The 21,254-nt window shown below is 68.0% G+C and carries 15 protein-coding genes and 1 pseudogene; 9 read left to right on the forward strand and 7 right to left on the reverse strand.

The features are described 5' to 3' along the window. Nucleotides 1–4: 4 nt before the first annotated feature. The 7 genes and pseudogenes from RIN18_RS12950 to RIN18_RS12980 all read left to right on the forward strand — a co-directional run bounded on the left by RIN18_RS12950 (nucleotide 5) and on the right by RIN18_RS12980 (nucleotide 7,652). Nucleotides 5–2,974, forward strand: a complete 2,970-nt coding sequence (locus RIN18_RS12950; RefSeq protein WP_309104394.1) for a Na+/H+ antiporter subunit A — start codon at nucleotides 5–7, stop codon at nucleotides 2,972–2,974. Beyond that, nucleotides 2,974–3,513, forward strand: a pseudogene (locus RIN18_RS12955) (Na(+)/H(+) antiporter subunit C); the annotation flags it as partial. The gene RIN18_RS12950 and the pseudogene RIN18_RS12955, both read left to right, overlap by 1 nt. A gap of 149 nt (nucleotides 3,514–3,662) precedes the next feature. Next, nucleotides 3,663–5,216, forward strand: coding sequence for a Na+/H+ antiporter subunit D (locus tag RIN18_RS12960; RefSeq protein WP_309104395.1), 1,554 nt, complete (start codon nucleotides 3,663–3,665; stop codon nucleotides 5,214–5,216). Continuing rightward, nucleotides 5,213–5,788, forward strand: coding sequence for a Na+/H+ antiporter subunit E (locus RIN18_RS12965; protein ID WP_309104396.1), 576 nt, complete (start codon nucleotides 5,213–5,215; stop codon nucleotides 5,786–5,788). The genes RIN18_RS12960 and RIN18_RS12965 overlap by 4 nt, the downstream gene beginning before the upstream one ends. Next, a complete protein-coding gene (locus RIN18_RS12970) occupies nucleotides 5,785–6,054 on the forward strand; it encodes a monovalent cation/H+ antiporter complex subunit F (RefSeq protein ID WP_309104397.1) in 270 nt (89 codons plus the stop codon). Before RIN18_RS12965 ends, RIN18_RS12970 begins: the two co-directional genes overlap by 4 nt. After that, nucleotides 6,051–6,440 carry a monovalent cation/H(+) antiporter subunit G gene (gene mnhG / locus RIN18_RS12975; RefSeq protein WP_309104398.1) on the forward strand — a complete coding sequence of 130 codons (390 nt, stop codon included), beginning with the start codon at nucleotides 6,051–6,053 and terminating at the stop codon, nucleotides 6,438–6,440. The genes RIN18_RS12970 and mnhG overlap by 4 nt, the downstream gene beginning before the upstream one ends. Nucleotides 6,441–6,785: 345 nt before the next feature. Beyond that, nucleotides 6,786–7,652: a hypothetical protein gene (locus RIN18_RS12980; RefSeq protein ID WP_309104399.1), complete on the forward strand. Its 867-nt coding sequence runs from the start codon at nucleotides 6,786–6,788 to the stop codon at nucleotides 7,650–7,652. A 134-nt stretch (nucleotides 7,653–7,786) separates the two neighbouring features. Here the strand turns inward: RIN18_RS12980 and RIN18_RS12985 are convergent, their stop codons facing one another. From RIN18_RS12985 to RIN18_RS13015, 7 genes are all read right to left on the reverse strand, one after another. Next, complete coding sequence (locus tag RIN18_RS12985; RefSeq protein WP_309104400.1) at nucleotides 7,787–8,548, reverse strand: alpha/beta fold hydrolase; 762 nt, start codon at nucleotides 8,546–8,548, stop codon at nucleotides 7,787–7,789. 77 nt (nucleotides 8,549–8,625) lie between these two features. Further along, nucleotides 8,626–11,271 carry a penicillin acylase family protein gene (locus tag RIN18_RS12990; protein ID WP_375163532.1) on the reverse strand — a complete coding sequence of 882 codons (2,646 nt, stop codon included), beginning with the start codon at nucleotides 11,269–11,271 and terminating at the stop codon, nucleotides 8,626–8,628. 252 nt (nucleotides 11,272–11,523) lie between these two features. Continuing rightward, on the reverse strand, nucleotides 11,524–12,969 hold the full coding sequence (gene argG / locus RIN18_RS12995; RefSeq protein ID WP_309104402.1) for an argininosuccinate synthase: 1,446 nt from the start codon (nucleotides 12,967–12,969) through the stop codon (nucleotides 11,524–11,526). Nucleotides 12,970–13,022: 53 nt separating this feature from the next. Next, nucleotides 13,023–14,282 (reverse strand): MFS transporter, encoded by a 1,260-nt coding sequence (locus RIN18_RS13000; protein WP_309104403.1) that lies wholly within the window; start codon nucleotides 14,280–14,282, stop codon nucleotides 13,023–13,025. A 4-nt stretch (nucleotides 14,283–14,286) separates the two neighbouring features. After that, on the reverse strand, nucleotides 14,287–15,345 hold the full coding sequence (locus RIN18_RS13005) for a LacI family DNA-binding transcriptional regulator (RefSeq protein WP_309104404.1): 1,059 nt from the start codon (nucleotides 15,343–15,345) through the stop codon (nucleotides 14,287–14,289). Nucleotides 15,346–15,354: 9 nt separating this feature from the next. Next, nucleotides 15,355–17,499, reverse strand: coding sequence for an alpha-galactosidase (locus RIN18_RS13010; RefSeq protein ID WP_309104405.1), 2,145 nt, complete (start codon nucleotides 17,497–17,499; stop codon nucleotides 15,355–15,357). Next, the gene (locus tag RIN18_RS13015; protein ID WP_309104406.1) at nucleotides 17,496–18,530 is read right to left on the reverse strand and encodes a LacI family DNA-binding transcriptional regulator; all 1,035 of its coding nucleotides are present in this window, start codon (nucleotides 18,528–18,530) and stop codon (nucleotides 17,496–17,498) included. Before RIN18_RS13015 ends, RIN18_RS13010 begins: the two co-directional genes overlap by 4 nt. Before the next feature lie 280 nt (nucleotides 18,531–18,810). On the opposite strand from RIN18_RS13015, the gene RIN18_RS13020 reads away from it, so the two are divergent. After that, nucleotides 18,811–20,124 (forward strand): extracellular solute-binding protein, encoded by a 1,314-nt coding sequence (locus RIN18_RS13020; RefSeq protein ID WP_309104407.1) that lies wholly within the window; start codon nucleotides 18,811–18,813, stop codon nucleotides 20,122–20,124. Nucleotides 20,125–20,159: 35 nt separating this feature from the next. Continuing rightward, complete coding sequence (locus tag RIN18_RS13025) at nucleotides 20,160–21,107, forward strand: sugar ABC transporter permease (protein ID WP_309104408.1); 948 nt, start codon at nucleotides 20,160–20,162, stop codon at nucleotides 21,105–21,107. Nucleotides 21,108–21,254: the final 147 nt, after the last annotated feature.

Genomic DNA, 21,254 nt, shown 5'->3' on the forward strand with positions numbered 1-21,254 from the left:
GCGTATGCTGATGCTCCTCGCCGTGTTCCTCCTCGGATCGCTCCTGATGCCGGTCCTGGTTCGCTGGCTGGGAGCCCGGGCATTCGCCCTCGCCGCGCTCATTCCGGGCGCAGCGTTCGCCCACGCCCTCGTCCTCACCCCGCAGGTGCTCGACGCGGGTGCCTCGCCCTTCGAGTCGGTGCCGTGGATCCCGCAGCTCGGACTCGAGCTGTCGATGCACATGGACGTCCTGGGGTGGGTGCTGACACTCATCGTCTCGGGTGTCGGCGCTCTCGTGCTGCTCTACTGCCGCTGGTACTTCCACGACGACGCTGCCGGCCTCGGACAGTTCGCCGGGGTTCTCCTCGGATTCGCCGGCGCGATGTACGGCCTGGTGCTCACCGACGACCTCGTCATGCTCGTGATGTTCTGGGAAGTCACCAGCATCCTCTCCTACCTCCTCATCGGCCACTACCGCCGCCGCGCGTCCAGCCGTCGCGCCGCACTGCAGGCGCTGCTCGTGACGACGCTGGGCGGGCTCGTGATGTTCGTCGGCGTGGTGCTGCTGGTCGTCGACGCCGGCACCACGAGCATCACCGAGATCCTCGAGCTGGTGCCGACCGGGCCGCTGGTGGATGCCGCGATCGTGATGCTCCTCATCGGCGCGATCAGCAAGTCGGCGCTCTTCCCGTTCCACTTCTGGCTGCCGGGGGCCATGGCGGCGCCCACCCCGGTGAGCGCCTATCTGCACGCGGCGGCGATGGTCAAAGCCGGCATCTACCTCATCGCCCGCTTCGCGCCCATCTTCGCGTTCTCAGGCCCGTGGCGCCCCATCATCATCTCGCTCGGCGTGCTGACGATGCTCCTCGGCGGTGTTCAGGCGCTCCGCGAGACCGACCTCAAGCGCATCCTGGCGTTCGGCACCGTCAGCCAGCTCGGTTTCTTCGCGGTCGTCGTCGGCTACGGCACGCAGGCGTCCGCCCTGGCCGGTGTCGCGCTGGTGATCGGGCACGCGCTGTTCAAGTCGGCGCTGTTCCTCATCGTCGGCGTCATCGACCGCCAGCTCTCGACGCGCGACATCACAGAGCTGTCGGGCGTCGGCAGGCAGGCGCCCGTCATGGCGACCGCCGCTTTCATCTCCGTCGCATCGATGGCGGGTATCGCTCCGACGATCGGGTTCGTGGCGAAGGAGTCCACGCTCACGGCTCTCCTCGATGACGCGCAGGGCGGCTCGCCATGGGGGCTCGTCGCGCTGCTCGGCGTCTCGGTCGGATCCATGCTCACCGCGGCCTACGGGGTGCGCTTTCTCTGGGGCGCCTTCTGGACGAAGCGCGATGACACGGGCGAGCGGATGCCGGAAACGGCGTGGCCGGACCCGCCGGTCGGCTTCCTGGCGGCACCGATCATCCTCGCCGGGGCGACCATCGCGGTCGGGATCGGAGCCCCCGCGCTCGACAGAGCACTGCAGGGGTACGCGATCACCGCGGCGCCCGGCCTCGATCCGGCATCCGGGGAAGCCACCGAGGGGCCGGGGCATCTGGCGCTCTGGCACGGCCTCGAGCCCGCTCTGGGCATTTCGGTCCTCACGATCCTGCTCGGCATCGGGCTGTTCCTCCTCGTCCATCGCACCGGTTGGGATCGCAGGCCGCGGATGCTGCCGTTCACCGGCGCCGACGCGTACTACCTCGTGATGCGCACGGTCGACCGCGTCTCGGTGTTCAGCACCACGCTCACCCAGCGCGGATCGCTGCCGGTGTACGTGGGCACCATCTTCGTCGTCTTCGTCGCAGCGGAGGTCACGGCCCTGATCGCGAGCGATGTCGACCGCTACACGCTGTCGGCCTGGCACACCCCGGCCCAGATCGTCGTCGCCCCGATCATGGCGGCGGCCGGGGTCTTCGCCGTGCGCGCCGAGAAGCGCTACACCGGGGTGGTCCTGGTGTCGGTGACAGGGCTCGGCATGGTCGCCCTCTTCGCCACCAGCGGCGCCCCCGATCTCGCCCTCACTCAGATCCTCGTCGAAACCGTGACGATGGTGACTTTCGCTCTGGTGCTGCGGCGACTGCCCGCGCGCATGGGACAGCACAACGCCTCGGTCGGGCGCATCCCGCGCGCACTCCTGGGCATCGGCGTGGGCGTGACGATGGCACTCGTCGCGGTGGTCGCAACGCAGTCGCGGATCGCCGATCCCATCTCGATGACCTTCCCGGAGCTCGCCTACGAGCTCGGCCACGGCAAGAACGTGGTGAACGTCGCGCTCGTCGATCTCCGCGGCTGGGACACGATGGGTGAACTCTCCGTCCTCGTGCTCGCGGCGACCGGCGTGGCATCGCTCGTGTTCGTCACCCATCGCGCCGACCTGCTCGCCGCCACGAAGACGCTCCCCCGATCCGCCCGCCGCGCCGTGCGCAGCCGGCCGCTGGTCGAGACCACCGACGGCGTGCGATTCCAGACGTCGGAGAACCGGAGCAACCACCGCGCCTGGCTCGTGGGGGGGCAGCGCCTGAAACCGGAGAACCGTTCGATCGTGCTCGAGGTGATCGTCCGCATCCTGTTCCACACGATCATCGTGGTGTCGATCTTCCTGCTGTTCGCCGGCCACAACCTTCCCGGCGGCGGTTTCGCCGGGGGGCTGGTCGCCGGCATGGCCCTGGTGATGCGCTATATCGCGGGCGGCCGATGGGAGCTCGGGGCCGCCGCCCCGACGGATGCCGGTCGACTGCTCGGCTGGGGTCTCATCCTCGCTGTCGGCACTGCGGTGCTGCCGTTGTTCTTCGGGCTCGCACCGCTCACCAGCTCGTTCTGGGAGTGGGAGATCCCCGGTATCGGGCATATGGAGTTCGTCACCTCGACCATCTTCGACGTCGGCGTCTACCTCGTCGTCATCGGGCTCGTGCTCGACGTGCTCCGAAGTCTCGGGGCCGAAGTGGACCGGCAGGCGCAGACTCCGCCGAGGGCCACGGAGAGCAAGCGGGAGCGGGGGGTGAGCGCCTGATGGATGTCTCGCTCACGCTCATCGTCATCATGGCGATCCTGTTCGCCTGCGGTGTCTACGCCATGCTCGAGCGCAGCCTGACCCGGGTGCTGATCGGCTTCCTGCTGCTGGGGAACGCGACGAACCTGCTGCTGATGATCGTCATGGGCGTGCCCGGTGCTGCGCCCTTCTACGGCGTCGACGGCGAGGTCAGCGATCCGCTCCCGCAGGCGCTCACGCTCACGGCGATCGTCATCACCTTCGCGGTCTCGGCGTTCCTGCTCGCCCTCATCTATCGCTCCTGGCAGCTCGGGCAGGCCGACACCGTCGAGGACGACGAGGCCGACATCGCCCTGCGTGAACGCACCGACGCCGATGAAGACCTCATGGAGGACGACGCGAACCTCGATCAGGAGGCGACCACCGACTTCGTCGGTGTGCAGACCGCGCCCATCACGGTGCTGCAGATGCGTGATCACCCCGCCATCCATGACGACGCCCCCATGGACCGCCCCGTCGTCGACCGATCACGTCCCGGCAGCACGCGCTCGCGCGAGGACGCCGGTGAGGAGCGGAACGAATCGGAGCGCACGTGGGTCAATGCCGCGCCGAACGCCGAACCCGACGGCTCGTCCGGCTCGGCCGCAGACGCCGCCGATGCGGCATCCGAAGGCCGCGGACCCGGCGACCCGGATGAGGAGGACCGCCCGTGAGCGCCCTCGTCCCGCTGCTCGTCGCCCTGCCGCTCCTCGGCGCGGCCGTCACCCTGGTGTTCGGGCGCAGCGCCCGCCTGCAGGTCGCGGTCACCGTCGCCACGCTCGCGGCCGTCTCGGTCATCGCCGCGATCCTGCTGATCGTCGTCGACGCGGGCGCGCCCCTTGCGGTCTCGGTCGGCGGGTGGCCCGTGCCTTTCGGCATCGTGCTGTACGTCGACCGGCTCGCCGCGCTGCTCGTGCTCGTGTCGAGCATCGTGCTGCTCGCGGTCCTCCTCTTCTCGATCGGCCAGGGCGTCGCGGACGGCGCCGATGAGACGCCGATCTCGATCTTCAACCCCTCCTACCTGATCCTCGCGGCCGGTATCTTCAACGCGTTCATCGCCGGCGACCTGTTCAACCTGTATGTCGGGTTCGAGATCCTGCTCGTCGCCTCCTACGTGCTGATCACGCTCGGCAGCACCGAGTCACGCATCCGCACCGGCGCCGTCTACATCGTCGTCTCGCTGGTCTCGTCGATCCTCTTCCTGGCGTCGATCGCGATGATCTACGGGGCGCTGGGCACCGTGAACATGGCGCAGATCGCCGAGCGGATGTCGGAGCTGCCGCAGGAGACCCAGCTGGTGCTGCACCTGATGCTCGTCATCGCGTTCGGCATCAAGGCGGCGATCTTCCCGGTGTCGTTCTGGCTGCCGGACTCGTATCCGACCGCGCCGGCACCGGTCACGGCCGTGTTCGCCGGATTGCTGACGAAGGTCGGCGTGTACGCGCTGATCCGCACCGAGACCCAGCTCTTCGCCGAGAACAGCATCGACACGGTGCTGCTGATCGTGGCGCTCGCGACGATGATCGTCGGGGTGCTCGGCGCGGTCGCGCAAGCCGAACTGAAGCGGATCCTCTCGTTCACGCTGGTCAGCCACGTGGGCTACATGATCTTCGGCCTCGCGATCGCCACGCCTGCAGCCATCGGCGCGACGGTGTACTACATCGTCCACCACATCGTCGTGCAGACGACGCTGTTCCTCGCGGTCGGACTCATCGAGCGTCGGGCGGGCAGCACGTCGATCCTGCGCGTGAAAGGACTGCTGAAGGTCGCGCCCGTGATCGCCGTGCTCTATTTCGTGCCGGCCATCAACCTCGGTGGGCTCCCGCCGTTCTCCGGATTCATCGGCAAGTTCGCGCTGTTCGAGGCGGCGGCATCCGTCGGCACCCCGCTGATGATCGTGCTCATCTTCGGGGGGATCGTCACCTCCCTGCTGACGCTCTACGCCCTGATGCGTGCGTGGAACCTGGCGTTCTGGCGCGAAGAAGAGGACTCGACCGAGACCGAGGGGCGCATCTCGCACCTCACCGGAGCGCCGGCCGCCGACGATCAGCAGAAGCGGCGCCGCATCCCGCGGATCATGACGCTCGCCACCGCAGGCATGGTGGCGGTCACCGTTTCGCTGTCGATCTTCGCCGGACCCCTCTACGCCCTCTGCGATCGCATCGGTGCGGCGCTGCTCGAGCCGGTAAGCCTCACCCAAATCGAGGACGAGGTGAACTCATGAGCCCCGACACCCGGCGCGGGCTCCGGCACGAGATCCGCGTCCAGCTGCCGTTCCTCATCTGGCTCGTCGTGCTCTGGATGCTGCTCTGGGGTCAGTTCACGGTGCTCTCCGCCGTGACCGGGCTCGTGGTGGCGGTGTTCGTCACCCGGGTGTTCCGGCTGCCGACCGTCGAGCTGTCGGGGCGGATCAACGTCTGGTACGCCGCCCTGTTCGTCGTCCAATTCCTCTTCGCGGTGCTGCGGGGCGCCGTGGATGTGACGATGCAGGTGTTCGACTTCCGTCGCCAGCCGGGGGCCGCGATCATGGCGGTGCCGCTGCGCTATGCCGACGACCTGGTGATGACCCACGTCGCCGTCGTCTCGTCGTTGATCCCCGGCTCGCTCGTCGTCGAGGCCGACCGCGACCGACGGGTGCTCTATCTGCACGTGATCGGCGTGCGGGACCGTGCCGCTGTCGACAGGCAGCGGCGGATCGTGCTGCGGTGGGAGGAGCGCATCGTGCGAGCCCTCGGCGACCCCTCGCAGTACCGTGCCCTGAAGGCCGATGAGCGTGCCAGAGGAGGTGCTCGATGAATGTGGTGCTGACGGTGATCATGGTGGTGTTCGGAATCGCGGCGATCCTCACCGTGGTCCGGATCGTGCGGGGCCCGTCGATCCTCGACCGCGCCGTGGCCTCGGACGTGCTGCTCACCGAGGTGATGTGCGTGCTCGGGGCGGAGATGGCGATCAACGGGCACACCCGCAGCATCCCGATCCTGCTCATCATCGCTGCCGTCAGCGTGTTCGGATCGATCTCGGTCGCCCGCTTCGTCGCGAGAAGGGACAACACGACCTCATGAACGTGTTCGGATGGATGATCCCCGATGTCGTGATCGACATCGCCGTGCTCATGCTCATCCTGCTCGGCGCCGCGCTCTGCCTGTCAGCCGCCGTCGGCCTGCTGCACTTCCGAGATGTGCCGTCGCGGCTGCATGCCGCCACGAAGCCGCAGGTTCTCGGCCTCGTGCTGATCTGCGCGGCGGTGGCCCTGTCACAGCGCAGCGTCGGCGGCATCCTGCTCGGCGCGCTGCTGGTCACGCCGATCGTGCTGATGCAGTTCGCCACCGCGCCGCTTTCTGCCCACATGGTCGGCCGGCAGGCCTACCGCAACGGGTCCACCGACCAGCGCCACCTCATCGTCGATGAGCTGGCCGAGTCGAAGCAGACCCCACCCGCCGCCGGGTAGTCCGCGCCCCGCCGCTTCGGTCTGCCCGCCGTCTCGGTCTGCCCGCCGCTCGCTCCACCGTCATCGGCCCGGCCGTTCGCTTTGTCCGCTGGCCCGAGCGTTCACTCCTGTCCGCCGGCCCGAGCGTTCACTCCAGTCTCCCGGCCCGAGCGTTCACAACTCCTCAAGAAATCGACGGATTCGCGGCAGATCACCGATGCAGCCAGGTGCGGCGCGGTTCTTGAGGAGTTGTGAACGGCGCCACCACGACTGACCTGCTCTGCACATCTGAGTTCTCAGTCAGTCTGTGCGCAGATCGCGCCCCCGCGAGCGATTCGGTCCGACGCCGATTCGGAGACTTCTGGAATGGCAATCCAGAAGGAGTCGGTTCGAGCACGTGCCGCACGGCTCTACGCGCCGGCGGTGTTCACCAGAGCAGACCTGTTGTCGACCGGCATCCGCGGCCGTGACATCACCCGAGCGGTGCGGCAAGGGAGATTGCGGCGTCTGCGTCGCGATCGCTATGCCCTGTCGTCGGTCGACGATGAGGTGGCAGAAGCGGTGCGGATCGGCGGCCGGGTATCGTGCGTGACACTGCTGCGTCTGATCGGGGTGTTCGTTCACGTCGCCAGCGGCTTGCACGTGCACGTGATCCCCGGCACCTCCCGGATTCGAGCGCCACTGGCGAAGGACACGGTGCTGCACTGGAGGGCCTGGTCAGGCCATGCCGGGCCCCGGCACGCGGTGCCACTCATCGATGCCTTGAGCCACGCCGTCCGCTGTCAGTCGCCTCGCGCCGCGATCGCGACCCTGGACAGCGCGATGAACCAGGGGCTCGTGACCGAGACAGATCTCACCGCAGTCTTCGCGGCACTCCCTGCGAAGTACCGCTCGCTGCTGGCGCTGGTCGATGCGTCGGCAGGGTCAGGCCCTGAGACCTTCATGCGGCTGATCCTCCGCGGCCTCGGCGTGAGCTTCGAGACCCAGGTGCTGATTCCCGGTGTCGGATACGTCGACTTCGTCGTCAACGGGTGGCTCATCATCGAGTGTGACAGCCGCGAGTTCCACGAGGGCTGGCAGAAGCAGGTCGAGGATCGTCGACGAGACATCGCGGCGGCGCGGCAGGGATATGTGACGATACGGCCGTTGGCGGCCGACATCATGGGAGATGCGGCGACGGTTCGGCGTGCTGTCTTCGACGTGATCGACGCGGTCGGTACGCGGTTCCGCTGACGTGCGAAGCTCGCTGTTCACAACTCCTCAAGATGTTGCCAACCGGCCCCAATATCTGCGTGCGAGCATGCCGCGGCGCGCAATCTGGAGGAGTTGTGAACGGCAGCGGGCGGGGACAGACCTCGTCGAGGCGATCAGAGCCGGGCGGCGAAACCCTGCACCAGCGCCGTGGCGTGCCCGGAATCGCTGATCAGGGTGCTGTGCCCGTGACCGTCGATCTCATGCAGCTCGGCGTCGGGGATGGCAGCGACGATATCGCGGCACCATGTGACAGGCGCCAGCGGATCGCTCTCGCCCCGCAGCACCAGCGTCGGCAGGCGAATCCGCGAATACGCCTCCTTCGCGTCGTGCACGACCGTCGCGCGGATCTTCCTGATCAGGTGCGGTCCGCCACGCAGGTACTCACGGGCGCCACGCCAGAGCACGATCGGGCGCTCGCCGATGAGATCCCACAGCAGATAGGCGGCCTGGGCGCCGATGCTGCGGGCGGCGCTGTTCACGGTCGGGCCGGCCAGCACGACGCCGTCGACGACACCCGGATGCCGGTTCGCGAGCTCGGCGGCGATCTGGCTGCCCATCGAGTGGCCGATCGCCACGACACCGCTCTCGCCGGTGCTGCGCAGGAACGCGGCGACGAGGTCGGCATGGCGCTGCATCGTCAGGGTTCGCTCCGGCTCGGGCGCCTCGCCGAATCCCGGGAGGTCGAGCGCGATGACGCGACCCTTCAGGCGGTGCACGAAATCGAGATAGACGCTGCGGCCCATGCCGATGCCATGGAGCAGCACGAATGGACGCTCGCCGACGCCGAACGTCTCGGCGACGAGCGTCGCCCCGCCGTGCTCGAACTCGACGACCGAAGCGGGGGTGTGCTCCGGGGCGAGCAGGCGGCTGGGCATTCGTCCACGCTATCCGACTCCCCGGCCCCGGCCGGCCAGCCGCGTGAGCGCGACGGCCGGGCCCATGCGGACGCCGTTCAGCCGGCCGGTCTCAGCACGAGTTCGTCCGTCGTGGCCGCGCCGATGGCCTTCGCGCTGAACGGCCAGGGGTTCTGGATGCCGGTCGACCAGTCCACCGTCTGATCGGTGTAGTTCTCGTGAAACGCGTGCCCTGACGCACCGGTGAGGTGGTTCCAGGTGGAGGCGTCGAAATCGGACAGGTCGATCACCATGCGCATCGACGGCACGGTCGTCGTGGCGTATGAGGTGCCCAGATCCCACCCGGTGGCGTTGACGACCGAGGCGCCACCGCTGACGGGGAACGGCCCCCGGTTGAACAGCGCCTCGATCGGAGCGATGCCCGAGGCCCCGAGCGTGTCGCTGGTGAGGGTGATGGCGTGGAGGTCGCCCCAGTTCCATCGCGAGATGGCGGTGCCCTGAATGGCGGCGAGTTCGTCGTAGGCCTCCTCGGCCGAGAGGGCGAGCATCTCCGTCATGCCCTCGACGCCGATGGTCTCGTTGGTCCAGAGCGGGTCGGACGGATCCTCCAGCAGCTCCCCGATGACCGTGAACATCCGCCCCTGACCGGACGCCGGCAGCGGCACGTCTCGCTCGACGAACAGATTCTGCACGAGGTTCGACCACAACACGTTCGCGTACGCGGCTGCGGCCGAGGACGCGGCGTTCTGCGCGTCCCAGGTCGTGAGCAGGTCGACGGCCTCCGAGGGACCCGCGCCCTTGACGTCGACGTCGGCCATCGCGATCGCCAGCTGCTTGCCGATCCACATCTCGTTGTCCATCTGGATGGCGCGCATGTCGTCCGCGGTCAGTGGAGCGGCCGCTGCCCGGCGCTCGATGAGGTGCGCGATCCGCGCGGCCCGATAGCCCTGGTCCCAGTCCCTGGAGAGGAAGTACTCGTAGTCGTCGGTGACGATCGCGTTGTTCGCCGTCACGATATAGCCCGACGCGGGGTTGTATGACACCGGCAGATCCTCGAACGGGATGTACCCCGTCCAGTCGAACGTGCTGTCCCACCCCGGCTGCGGCATCCATCCGTCTCCCGCGCCGCGGATCGGCAGGCGACCGGGCGTCTGATAGCCGATGTTCCCCTCGGTGTCGGCGTAGACGAGGTTCTGCGCCGGAACGTCGAACAGTGATGCGGCGCGGCGGAAGCCGTCGAAGTCCTGAGCCGTCGACAGCGCGAAGATCGCCGTCGACGCGGTGCCGGGGTCGAGCGCCGTCCATCGGATGCTCACCGCGTACTCGGCATCCTCTCCGGCGCCGGCGGGCGGGGTCGCGCCGGCCGCCCCGAGTGCGGGCGCCGGATCGGCCGCGATCGCGGTGAAGTCGTCGGTCAGTCCGGAGATGATCGGGCCGTGCACCGTGGATCGGATCGTCAGCTCGATGTCATCGCCGCCGGCCACCTTGATCGTCTCGGTACGCTCCTCGAGCGGAACCAGCGCCCCGTCGCGCCAGTACTGATCGCCCTCGATCCGCTCGATGTAGAGGTCGGTGACGTCGGTGGTCAGGTTCGTGAATCCCCATGCGACGTGGGCGTTGTGGCCGATGACCACGCCGGGGAGGCCGGAGAACGAGAAGCCGCCGACATCGAACGGGCACGCCTCGTCGACCTCGGCGCATTTCAACTGCACCTGGTACCAGACCGACGGCAGTGACGCCCCGAGGTGCGGGTCGTTCGCGAGAAGCGGCATCCCGCTCTCCGTGAGCTCGCCGGACACCACCCAGGAGTTCGATCCGATGCCCTCGCCGACATCGCCGACCAGCACGCTGGCCGCCTCGATGACGCTCGAGGTCTCCTGCCAGTCGATCGTCGTGGCCGCCTGCTGCAGTTCGCCCTCGGTGCCGTCCGTGCCATGCGGGCCCTCGGAGCTGAAGGCGGCATCCGCCCCGGTCTCGCTCGCCGGCAGCGTGGAGATCTTCGGCACGATGACCGGGTTCTCGTCGAACGGGTATTCCGGATACAGCTGCTCGATGGTCGCCTGCGCCGTCTCCTCGTCGAGGCCGGCGGCGAGGAGGGCACGGTCGGTCTCATCTTCGACGTTGCCGCGCAGGTCCCACGCCATCGCCTTCAACCAGGCGACGGAATCGGCGGGCTCCCAGGGCTCGGGCGCGTAGTCGGGGTTCTGCATGCCGATCACGGCATACTCCAGCGACAGTTCCGCGCCGGAGCGGGAGGAGAGGTAGGCATTGACCCCGGCGGCGTACGCCTCGTAATAGCTGAGCGTCGTGTCGTCCATCGCTTCGACCTCGCGCTCGGCGACCTCGCGCCAGCCGAGGGTGCGCAGGAACGCATCCGTCGCCGCCTGCGACTCACCGAACATCTCGGCGACACGCCCGCTGGTCACATGGCGACGGAAGTCCATCTCGAAGAAGCGGTCCTGCGCGTGCACGAACCCCTGCGCGTAGAAGAGGTCGTCGGAGGACTGGGCGGTGATCGTCGGCACTCCGCGGTCGTCGCGCTGCACGGTGACCTCGTCCTGCAGCCCGTCGACCTCGATCTCGCCGGTCGTCTGCGGGAACGAGCGCTGAATCGTGAACGTCACGAAGAACGCGGCGGCGACGGCGAGAACGACGACCGATGCGACGACGAGGAACGCGATCCGGCCGATGCGCACCGCCAACGGCACTCTGGTCGGTGGAGTGGTCGCGTTCGAAGCCGTCATCATCGTCGAGAGCTCTTTCGGGTAGCGTGCTGACACTCAGTCTCACCGGTGCCAGGTGCGCGTTTCAGGGTAGTGCGCCCTCGCATCATACCCATCGCGCGCTCGTCCGGGAGCTGTGACCGGCATCGGTCGCTCGCGCGAGCTGCATGAGCGGATGCCGTCTGCATGACCGGACCCCCGGTTTCGCTCATGCACGCGGCGAACACCCATGCGGACGCCGCGCACATCGGCGGCGCCACTCCGCGGCCAGCGTCAGTCAGTACCCGAGTCGAACGCAGCGCCCTCGGATGCGGAGTCGACGGCGTCGGCGAACTTCTCATCCGTCTCGGCGAGCGACCCGTGCACCGCACCGGTGATCTCGTTGGATTCCCCGGCGGTCACGCGACCGACGAGCTCGCCGGTCGCCCCGCCGACGAGTCCCAGTCCCGCGTACTGCTCGAGACGTGCGCGGGAGTCGGCGATGTCGAGGTTGCGCATGGTGAGCTGGCCGATGCGGTCGACCGGGCCGAAGGCCGCATCTCCCACCCGCTCCATCGAGAGCTTCTCCGGGCCGTATGACAGGTTCGGCGACGCGGTGTCGAGGATCGTCCAGTCGTCGCCGCGGCGAAGACGCAGGGTCACGCTGCCCGAGATCGTCGAACCGACCCAGCGTTGAATCGACTCGCGCAGCATGAGCGACTGCGGCTCGAGCCAGCGGCCCTCGTACATGAGCCGACCGAGGCGCCGCCCCTGCTCGTGATAGGTCGCGAGCGTGTCCTCGTTGAGGATGCCGTTGACGAGGCGCTCGTAGGCGATGAACAGCAGCGCCATGGCCGGGGCCTCGTAGATGCCGCGGGACTTTGCCTCGATGATGCGGTTCTCGATCTGGTCGCTCATGCCGAGGCCGTGGCGTCCGCCGATGGCGTTCGCCTCCTGCACGAGGGCCACGGGGTCGGAGTACTCGATGCCGTTGATGGCGACCGGGCGACCGCCGTCGAAGGTCACCGTGACGTCTTCGGTCTCGATCGCCACCGACGGATCCCAGAACTTCACGCCCATGATCGGGTCGACCGTCTCGAGCGAGACATCGAGGTGCTCGAGCGTCTTCGCCTCGTGCGTCGCGCCCCAGATGTTCGCGTCGGTGGAGTACGCCTTCTCGGCCGAGTCGCGGTAGGGGAAACCGTGCGCGACGAGCCACTCGCTCATCTCTTTGCGACCGCCGAGCTCGGTGACGAAGTCGGCATCGAGCCACGGCTTGTAGATGCGAAGGCGCGGGTTCGCGAGCAGACCGTAGCGGTAGAACCGCTCGATGTCGTTGCCCTTGTAGGTGGAGCCGTCGCCCCAGATGTCGACGCCGTCCTCCTTCATGGCGCGCACGAGCAGCGTGCCGGTGACGGCACGGCCGAGCGGGGTCGTGTTGAAGTAGGTCTTGCCGCCGGAGCGGATGTGGAAGGCGCCGCACGAGAGGGCGACGAAGCCCTCTTCGACGAGCGCGGTCTTGCAGTCGACCAGTCGCGCAGCCTCGGCGCCGTATTCGAGCGCCCGGCCCGGGATCGATTCGATGTCGTCCTCGTCGTACTGACCGAGGTCTCCCGTGTAGGTGAAGGGCACCGAGCCCTTGTCGCGCATCCACGCGACGGCCACGGAGGTGTCGAGGCCTCCCGAGAATGCGATGCCGACACGCTCGCCGACGGGCAGGGACTGGAGGACCTTGGACATGGTTCCCAGTCTATCGGCGGCGTGTCGGGCGTTTCCGACGCCGGTGCGGGAGGTCAGAAGTCCTCGTGCCGTGCCGTGCGCAGAGGAGAGAAGACGACGATGAGGGCCGCGATCGCGAACACGGCGACGCTCACCCCGATGGTGAGCCGGTAGTCGAAGACCGTCGCGAGCACGCCGGCGACAAGTGAGCCGATGAGAAACGCGACGCGATTGACGGTTCGGATCGACGCGTTCATCCTGCCCTGCATCCGGTCAGGGGCGACGGCCTGGCGGTATCCCATCTCGTTGGGGTCTTCCACGCCCATGCCGAGACCGAACAGGAACTGTCCGACGCCGAGTGGGATGGCCACGAGGGCGAGCGAAGTGTCGGCGGTGAGCGGGGCGGCGAGCACGACGACCCAGGCGACGGGGGCGAGGATGCGCCCGGCCAGCACGGCACCGCCCACGCCGAACCGTCTGCCGGTGGCCGGGGCGATGACGGCTCCGACGAACCCGCCGAGCCCGCCCATGGCCAGCACGATGCCGAACACCAGTGGTCCGACGTCGAGCTCACGGAGAGCGAACGGTGCGAACGCGGTGAGCGCCATGCTGTTGCCGAGGAACCAGACATGAATGGATGCCGCCAGCGGCGCGAGGGTGCGATGGGAGTACGTCCACCGCAGGCCCTCGACGATGTCGTGGCCGATGTGGCGGTCGTCGGTACGGCGCTCCTGCTTCGGCTCGTCGACACGGATCCGGCTGAGCAGCAGCGCGCTCACGAGATACGAGACGGTCTGGATGACGATCGCCAATGGGGCACCCAACCACGCCACCACAGCGCCCCCCAGCGCCGGGCCGGCTGTCTGCGCGACGGTTCCCGCCTGACCGAGTCGGGCGTTCGCCGCGACGAGCTGGGTGCGCGGCACCAGTCGGGGCAGCAGCGGCTGCGCGGCCGAGTCCGCGATGAGGGTGAGGGCGCCGTAGAGCAGGATCACCGACCCGAAGGACCACACGGTCAACGTGCCGGTGAGCCACAGCACCGGCACGGCGGCGAGGACGATCGCACGGGCGAGGCTCGCGAGCACCAGGGCGGGCCGTCGCCGCCATCGGTCCATCAGAGCACCCACGACCAGGCCGAACAGCAGATACGGCACGACGCTCGCGGCGTTGAGCAGCCCGATCTCGAAGGCTGACGCGCCCAGTGTCGTCACGATGAGGACCTGGAACGCGACCGTCGTGACCGCGCCGGTCAGTGCACCGAGGGTCGACGAGCTCCAGAAGAGCGCGAAGGCCGGCAAGCGCAGCACCTCGCCAGGTCTGTCGCTCGTCGCCACGGCTTCAGCCCCGCCGTCGAGGCTGAAGCGCGGGAGCGGGCCCTGTCGACTCTCGAACCGTGAGCTGCGGTGTGGAGTCCAGGAACGCCCCGGGGGCGGCACCGCCGAGCACGTCGAACAGCCGCCTGGCGGCGTGCGCACCGAAGGCCACCACATCGTGGCTGAGCGCCGTCAGCCGGGGGACGGTGTGCCGGCAGATGAGGGAATCGTCCCAGGCGACGACGGAGACGTCTTCCGGAACGCGGAGCCCTGCCCGGGCGAGGACTCCGAGGGCGGCGACGGCCATGATGTCGTTGTCGTACACGAACGCCGTCGGAGGCGCATCCGACGCGAGTGCACGGTCGGTGGCCTCGGCACCCTGCTCCGGTGAATAGTCGGTGCGCAGCACCTCCCCCTCGCACCCGAGCGCGGCCACTTCGGCGCGGAACGCCGCGTCACGGATCTGCGTGTGGGCGAGATCACCGAGCCCGGCGACCCTCGCGATCCGGCGGTGGCCCAGTGCCGCGAGAGCACGCACGGCCTCGCGCATCGCTTCGGCATCGTCGGTCCACACCGTCGTCAGCCCAGGCGCCGCGCTCGGGTCGGCGACGGCGACGGCCGGAAACTCCGGATGCCCCGCGAAGTATGACGCGCGGGGATCATCGACGCGAAGATCGACGAGCAGGACACCGTCGACGCGTCGGGTGGTCCGCCACCGACGCAACGTCTTGTGCTCGCTCGGCTCATCGGGTGCCACCTGCAGAAGCAGCGCATAGCCTCGGGGCGAAAGTTCGCTCTCCATGCCGGCGATGAACTGCATGTAGAAGGACTCGACGCCGAGGTTCTTCGGGTCGCGTGCGAGCACCAGGCCGAAGCTGTTCGTCTTCTTCACGGTGAGCGCCTTGGCCGCAGCGCCCGGTGCCCAGCCCAGCTCGTCGGCGACGAGGAGGATGCGCGCACGGGTCTGCTCTGAGACCCCCTTGCGCCCGTTCAACGCGAACGAGACGGCTCCGGGCGACACTCCTGCGGCCTCGGCGATCGCCGCGATGGTGACCGTCTGCTTCGTTCCGGAGCCTTTTCCCACCGTCGTACCCTAGACCGCTTCGATGTGCAGCACGAACGCCTGCACCGGCCAGAGCGTCGGAAGTTGCAGCCCGATCTCCGCGAGCATTGAACCGGGCAGCTCGATCTCCCCCCGGGTGAACCACTCCGGTGCGATCCAGCCGTACTCGGCAGTGCCGATCTCGCGTCGCACCCGTAGCCGGTATCGGCGTGCCGGGTCGAGCGCGGTCATGCGCAACCGCTCGGCACGCGCATCTTCGAGGCTCGCGACGGTGGCCACGATGTACACCGCCGCGTCGCCGGCATCCGCCACGAATCCCGTCACCCGCCACGCCGGATCGCGAAGTTCGGGATGCACCGTTCGCCCGTGGTGCACGATCGGGCGCAGCTCCCTGTAGAGCGCGGCGAAGCGGGCGATGGCGTCGGTCTCCTCGTCATCGCAGCCGAGGATGTCCCACTCCAGTCCCGCCGAGCCCATCAGGCTCGTCGCCATGCGATACGACAGAGCGGTGACCCGCCCAGAGCTGTGCGAGGGGGCCGGTCCGACGTGGGCTCCGACGAGTTCGGGCGGCAGCATCAGGCCGGTCCAGCGCTGGATGTCCTGCCGTTCGACGGGATCGTTGGAGTCGCTCGCCCACACCCGATCGGCGTGGTCGAGGATGCCGAGGTCGGTGCGGGCCCCGCCGGAGGAGCAGGATTCGATCTCGAGGCCCGGATGCGCTGCCTTCAGCTCATCCATCAGCCGGTATACGGCGAGCGTCTGCGCTCGCACGCCGGGCCTGCCGCCGTGGACGCTCTCGACCACGTCGCGATTGTGATCCCACTTGATGAAGTCGATGCCGAGCTCGGCGATGAGGGCGTCCATCTGCCCGAACACATGCGCGTACGCGCCCTCGATCGCGAGGTCGAGCACGAACTGCGAGCGCCATGACAGCGACGGGTCGTGCGAGAGGTGCCGGGGGTCGTGCATCAGCCAGTCGGGATGCCGACGGGCGAGGTCTGAGTCGAGGCTCACCATCTCGGGCTCGAACCACAGGCCGAACTGCATGCCCAACTCGTGTACCCGCTGGGCGAGGGGAGCGAGGCCTTCGGGCCACACATTCCGATCCACGATCCAATCGCCGAGACTCGTGGTGTCGTCCCGGCGACCGGCGAACCATCCGTCGTCGAGGACGAACCGTTCGACCCCGACAGCCGCCGCACGTTCGGCGAGCGCCGTGACCTTGGCGGGATCATGGTCGAAGTACACCGCCTCCCACGTGTTCAGCACGAATGGCCGGGGTGTACGCGGATGCTGCGGCCGCGCCCGCAGCATGGTGTGGAAGGCTGCGCTGATGCCGTCGAGTCCTCGCTCCGAGTGGGCGAAGAGCACGGTCGGTGCGACGAGCTCCTCGCCGGGTTGGAGGACGAGCTCGCCGGGTCGGAGGAGTTCGCCGCCCCCGAGGTGGGTCGCCGAGTCGGTGATCCGGTCGATTCGGTAGGTCACATCCGAAGAGGTCGCGACGTGAGCCGCCCACACCCGTCCGTCTCTCCAACGCGGCGCACCCTCTGACGCGACCAGCACCGTCGGCGCATCGTGCCCCGGACGGCCACGACGCGCCTGCCGCACCATCGAGCCGGCAGGCATCGGGGTGACGACGGGTCGCTTCTCGCGCGTCCAGCGCCCGTCGAACGTGAGCAGGTGGTCGGTGGTCGTCGGTACCGGCAGGATGCTTTCGAGCCAATCGACCTCGATGGGAGCGGTGCCCGGCGCTGGGTCATGCCGGAGGCGCTGATCGACGCGTATGACGCCTCCCGGTGCGATTCGAATGGTGATGGTGAGCTGCAGACCGGATGCCTCGTCGATGGCGGTGAGGTCGCAGTGAGCCGACGTCGTTTCGGTCGCCACGAGCTGCCAGCGCGTCCGGTGCAGCACACCGCCGGAGCGGAGCTGCATTCCCGGGCGGCCGCTCCACGCATCGCTGTCCTGGGGCGACAGTGAGACCTGCCAGGGCGCGTCGAGCGTGCCCGGGGGTGTCTGCCGGGACAGGGCGGCGCGCAGGTGCGCGTCGTCGGCGGGACTGTGGCCGCCGGGCAACGGCGCGCCCCAGTGCAGCACGCTCGGCACGGCCCCGCCGGACGGATCGAGCAGGATCGCGCTTCCGTGAGCCTCGAGGTACAGCAGCGGACGGTTCATCGGGTGACTCCTCGCTGGTCGGTTGCGGGCGGGCGCTCGCCCGTGCCCCGCTCGACGATCCATGTCGGCAGCTCCAGTTGACGGGTGAACCCGGTGGGCTCACCGACCCGTTCGACGGCGAGCTTCGCCGCGATCCTGCCCAGTTCGACGGGGTCGTAGGTGACGACGGTCACGCCGAGGACGTCGGCGGTGTCGAAATCATCGAAGCCGATCAGTGCCGGCTCGTCTCGCTGAGGGCGGGCGCGGAAGGCTCGGAGGGCGCCGATGGTCATCCTGTTGTTCCCCGTCACGATCGCCGTCGGGGGGTCGGGGCGATCCAGGAGCGCGCCGACGACATGCTCCGCGCGCACGCTCCGATCATCGACCAGGCTCTCCAGCGCCGACGTGTCGCGGATACCGTGCGCCGCCATCGCGTCGCGGTAGCCGCGCACCCGCTCGGTCTGCGTATAGACCGTCGCCGGGTTGCACACGTAAGCGATCCGCCGGTGTCCTCGTGCCAGCAACCTGCTGGTCGCGTCGAACGCGCCGTGGTGGTTCGCCAGCACGATCGAGTCGGCCAGCAGGTTGCGGGCCGGGCGATCGATCGCGATCACCGGGGTGCCCAGCTGTCGCTCGCCCTCGAGATACGACTGGTCGGCGCTCACGGGAACGAGCAGCAGCGCCCCGATGCGCTGTGCGAGGAGCGTGTCGGCGACGAGTTCTTCTCCCTCTGGGGTGTCATCGGTGGTCGCGACGACGAGCGCGTAGCCGTTACGGCTGAGTTCCTCCTCGATGCCCGCGGCGACCTTGTAATAGAACGGATTGCCGAGATCTCCCATGACGAACCCGAAGGTGTGGGTTGCGCCCCCGCGGCGAAGCGTTCGCGCCAGCGGGTTGGGCCGGAACCGCAGGCGCTTCGCGGCGCTCAGCACGCGCTCGACTGTGTCCGGCGAGACCAGATCGCGATGCGCATACACCCGGGACACGGTTTTCGAGCTCACCCCGGCGAGACGGGCGACGTCATCGAGCGTCGCTCTCGGCTGCACTGACATCTCGGCCCCTTCGCTGCGTGGATGCATCGCGAGCCTAGCAGGAAGACGCCGATGTCGCTCGTCAGACATTAAGTGGACATTGGTTTCCTCGTCGCCGGGAACATAATCCATGAAATGCCCGATGGAAGCGTTTTATGCAATCCATTTCCGGACCAGCTTCTCGCCGGACAGCGCTGACATTTAGTTGCGAGATCGCTCCTCTGGTGCCTACTCTGGCCCCGCACCCTCGAGCACACCGACGGTGCGAAGTTCAAGGGTGAACCTGACAAGGAGTCCACGCATGGCAAAGAAGGCAGTGGCTGGTCTCGCGGCGTTCGCCGCGACAGCGATCGCGTTGAGCGGATGCTCGGCAGGCGGTACGAACGATGCGACCAACACGATCGACGGTGAGGTCAAGGGCGACCTCAAGGTCGTGACCTGGCGGACGGACCTCGTCGAGAACGGCACGTTCGAGGCGTACGCGGAGGAGTTCAACAAGGAGTACCCCGACGTGACGGTGACGTTCGAGGGCATCACCGACTATGAGGGCGAGATGAAGACCCGCCTGTCCAGCACCAACTACGGCGACGTGATCGGCATCCCGACGATGCAGCCCAGCCAGTTCGAGCAGTTCCTCGAGCCGCTCGGCGACACCGAGGACTTCAGGGAGAGGTACCGCTTCCTCAACACCCACACCTTCGACGGCACCCAGTACGGACTCGCCATCGGAGGCAACGCCCAGGGCGTGCTGTACAACAAGCGGGTCTTCGAAGACGCCGGCGTCACCGAACTGCCCAAGACCCCCGAGGAGTTCCTCGAGGCGCTGCAGCAGGTCAAGGACAACACCGAGGCGATCCCGCTCTACACCAACTACAAGGACGGCTGGCCACTGTCGCAGGCGTTCAGCAATCTCGGCTCCATCACCAACGACCCCGACGCCGGCATCCACATGGCCAAGAACGACGCGCCCTGGACCGAGGGCACCGACATCTACACCATCGATTCGCTGCTGTTCGACGCGGTGGCCGCCGGTCTCACCGAGCCCGACCCGCTCACGACGAACTGGGAGCAGTCGAAGATCGACATCGCGACCGGCAAGATCGCCACGATGACACTCGGGTCGTGGTCCATCTCGCAGATGCAGGCGGCCGCCGAGGACAACGGCGCCGCAGCCGAGGACATCGGCTATATGGCCTTCCCGTCGAATGTCGACGGCACCCAGTACTCGATCATCGGCGGCGACTACAACCTCGGAATCAGCAAGCACTCCAAGAGCAAGGCCGCGGCATGGGCCTGGATCCAGTGGCTCATCGAGGACTCCGGGTTCACTGAGAAGGAGGGCATGATCTCGACGGTCGCAGCCAAGGACCTTCCTGCCAACCTCGACGACTTCACCGCCGAGAACGTCGAACTCATGGAGACGAACCCCGCCCCGGCCGGCGAGGAGAGCCTGCTCAACGACGTGTCAAACGATTCGCAGATCGACCTCTGGGGCGCGATCTACCGTCAGAAGCTCGTCGACATCGCCCGGGGCGCGGCAGAGGGCGACAAGGAGAGCTACTTCGCCGAACTGAACGAGCGCTGGGCGGCGTCCGTCGCCTCCCTCGCCGGATGATCGCGTGACCGCGACACGACGAGGAATGTGAGCTCATGGCGATATCGACACCGGAGACGGTCGTCGCCCACGCACCGGAGGGCCGCACCGAGCGGCCCTCCGGTCGCGCGACGCGAGGACGGATGCTGCGGCGCCTCACGCCGTATCTGTTCATCGCGGCCGCGGTCGGGCTGCTGCTGCTTCTGACCTACTGGCCTGCGGTGAACCTGTTGTGGTACAGCCTCACCGACTGGGACGGCCTGGACCAGAACAAGAACCTCGTCTGGTTCGACAACTACATCCAGGTCTTCACCGATCCGCGGATCTTCCAGGTGTTCGGCGTCAGCCTGTACTACTTCGCCGCCTCGTTCGTCCAGATGGCGCTGGCGCTCTACTTCGCGACGATCCTCAGCTTCAGCACACGGTTTCAGAAGCTGTTCCGCGGCATCCTGTTCTTCCCGTACCTCATCAACGGCGTCGCCATCGGCTTCGTCTTCCTCTACCTCTTCCAGCCGGGAGGCACGCTCGACACCGTGCTGTCATGGTTCGGCGTCGCCGAATCGCCGCACTGGCTGGGCGACCCCGACATCGCCAACTGGTCGCTCGCGGGCACGAGCGTCTGGCGCTACATGGGGATGAACTTCGTGTTGTTCCTCGGAGCGATCCAGTCGATTCCGAGCGAGCTCTACGAGGCGGCAGAACTCGACGGCGCGAGCCGGTGGCAGCAGTTCTGGGCGATCGTGCTCCCCGGCATCCGCCGCGTCGTCGGGCTGTCGTTCATCCTCGCCATCGCCGGATCGCTCAGCGTCTTCGAGATCCCCTTCATCATGACCAGCGGCGCGAACGGCACCTCGACCTTCGTCATCCAGACCATCCAGTCCGCGTTCAACTTCCGGCAGGTGGGACTCGCATCCGCGATGGCCGTCGTCCTGCTCATCATCGTGCTGCTGGTCACCTGGATCCAGCGCCGCCTCTTCCCCGACGAGAAGGTGGACCTGACATGACCGCCACCAGCACCCATCCCGCGGTGAACCCACGCCGGCTCGGACGCCGCACGCCCGGTCGGGCCGCGATCCGGGCGCGGGGGATCTCGGCACAGACCGCGAAGTACCTCAGTCTGATCATCGCGGCGCTCTGCACGCTCCTCCCGC

Source organism: Microbacterium sp. (assembly GCF_031179285.1).
Lineage (GTDB): Bacteria > Actinomycetota > Actinomycetes > Actinomycetales > Microbacteriaceae > Microbacterium.

What these genes read in the sequence shown, in the direction of transcription:
- RIN18_RS13015 (WP_309104406.1), bottom strand. Translation starts at nt 18,530, where the DNA reads ATGTCAGTGCAGCCGAGAGCGACGCTCGATGACGTCGCCCGTCTCGCC.
- RIN18_RS13020 (WP_309104407.1), top strand. Translation starts at nt 18,811, where the DNA reads ATGGCAAAGAAGGCAGTGGCTGGTCTCGCGGCGTTCGCCGCGACAGCG.
- RIN18_RS12970 (WP_309104397.1), top strand. Translation starts at nt 5,785, where the DNA reads ATGAATGTGGTGCTGACGGTGATCATGGTGGTGTTCGGAATCGCGGCG.
- RIN18_RS12990 (WP_375163532.1), bottom strand. Translation starts at nt 11,271, where the DNA reads ATGACGGCTTCGAACGCGACCACTCCACCGACCAGAGTGCCGTTGGCG.
- RIN18_RS12985 (WP_309104400.1), bottom strand. Translation starts at nt 8,548, where the DNA reads ATGCCCAGCCGCCTGCTCGCCCCGGAGCACACCCCCGCTTCGGTCGTC.
- mnhG (WP_309104398.1), top strand. Translation starts at nt 6,051, where the DNA reads ATGAACGTGTTCGGATGGATGATCCCCGATGTCGTGATCGACATCGCC.
- RIN18_RS12980 (WP_309104399.1), top strand. Translation starts at nt 6,786, where the DNA reads ATGGCAATCCAGAAGGAGTCGGTTCGAGCACGTGCCGCACGGCTCTAC.
- RIN18_RS13010 (WP_309104405.1), bottom strand. Translation starts at nt 17,499, where the DNA reads ATGAACCGTCCGCTGCTGTACCTCGAGGCTCACGGAAGCGCGATCCTG.
- RIN18_RS13025 (WP_309104408.1), top strand. Translation starts at nt 20,160, where the DNA reads ATGGCGATATCGACACCGGAGACGGTCGTCGCCCACGCACCGGAGGGC.
- RIN18_RS12965 (WP_309104396.1), top strand. Translation starts at nt 5,213, where the DNA reads ATGAGCCCCGACACCCGGCGCGGGCTCCGGCACGAGATCCGCGTCCAG.
- RIN18_RS12950 (WP_309104394.1), top strand. Translation starts at nt 5, where the DNA reads ATGCTGATGCTCCTCGCCGTGTTCCTCCTCGGATCGCTCCTGATGCCG.
- argG (WP_309104402.1), bottom strand. Translation starts at nt 12,969, where the DNA reads ATGTCCAAGGTCCTCCAGTCCCTGCCCGTCGGCGAGCGTGTCGGCATC.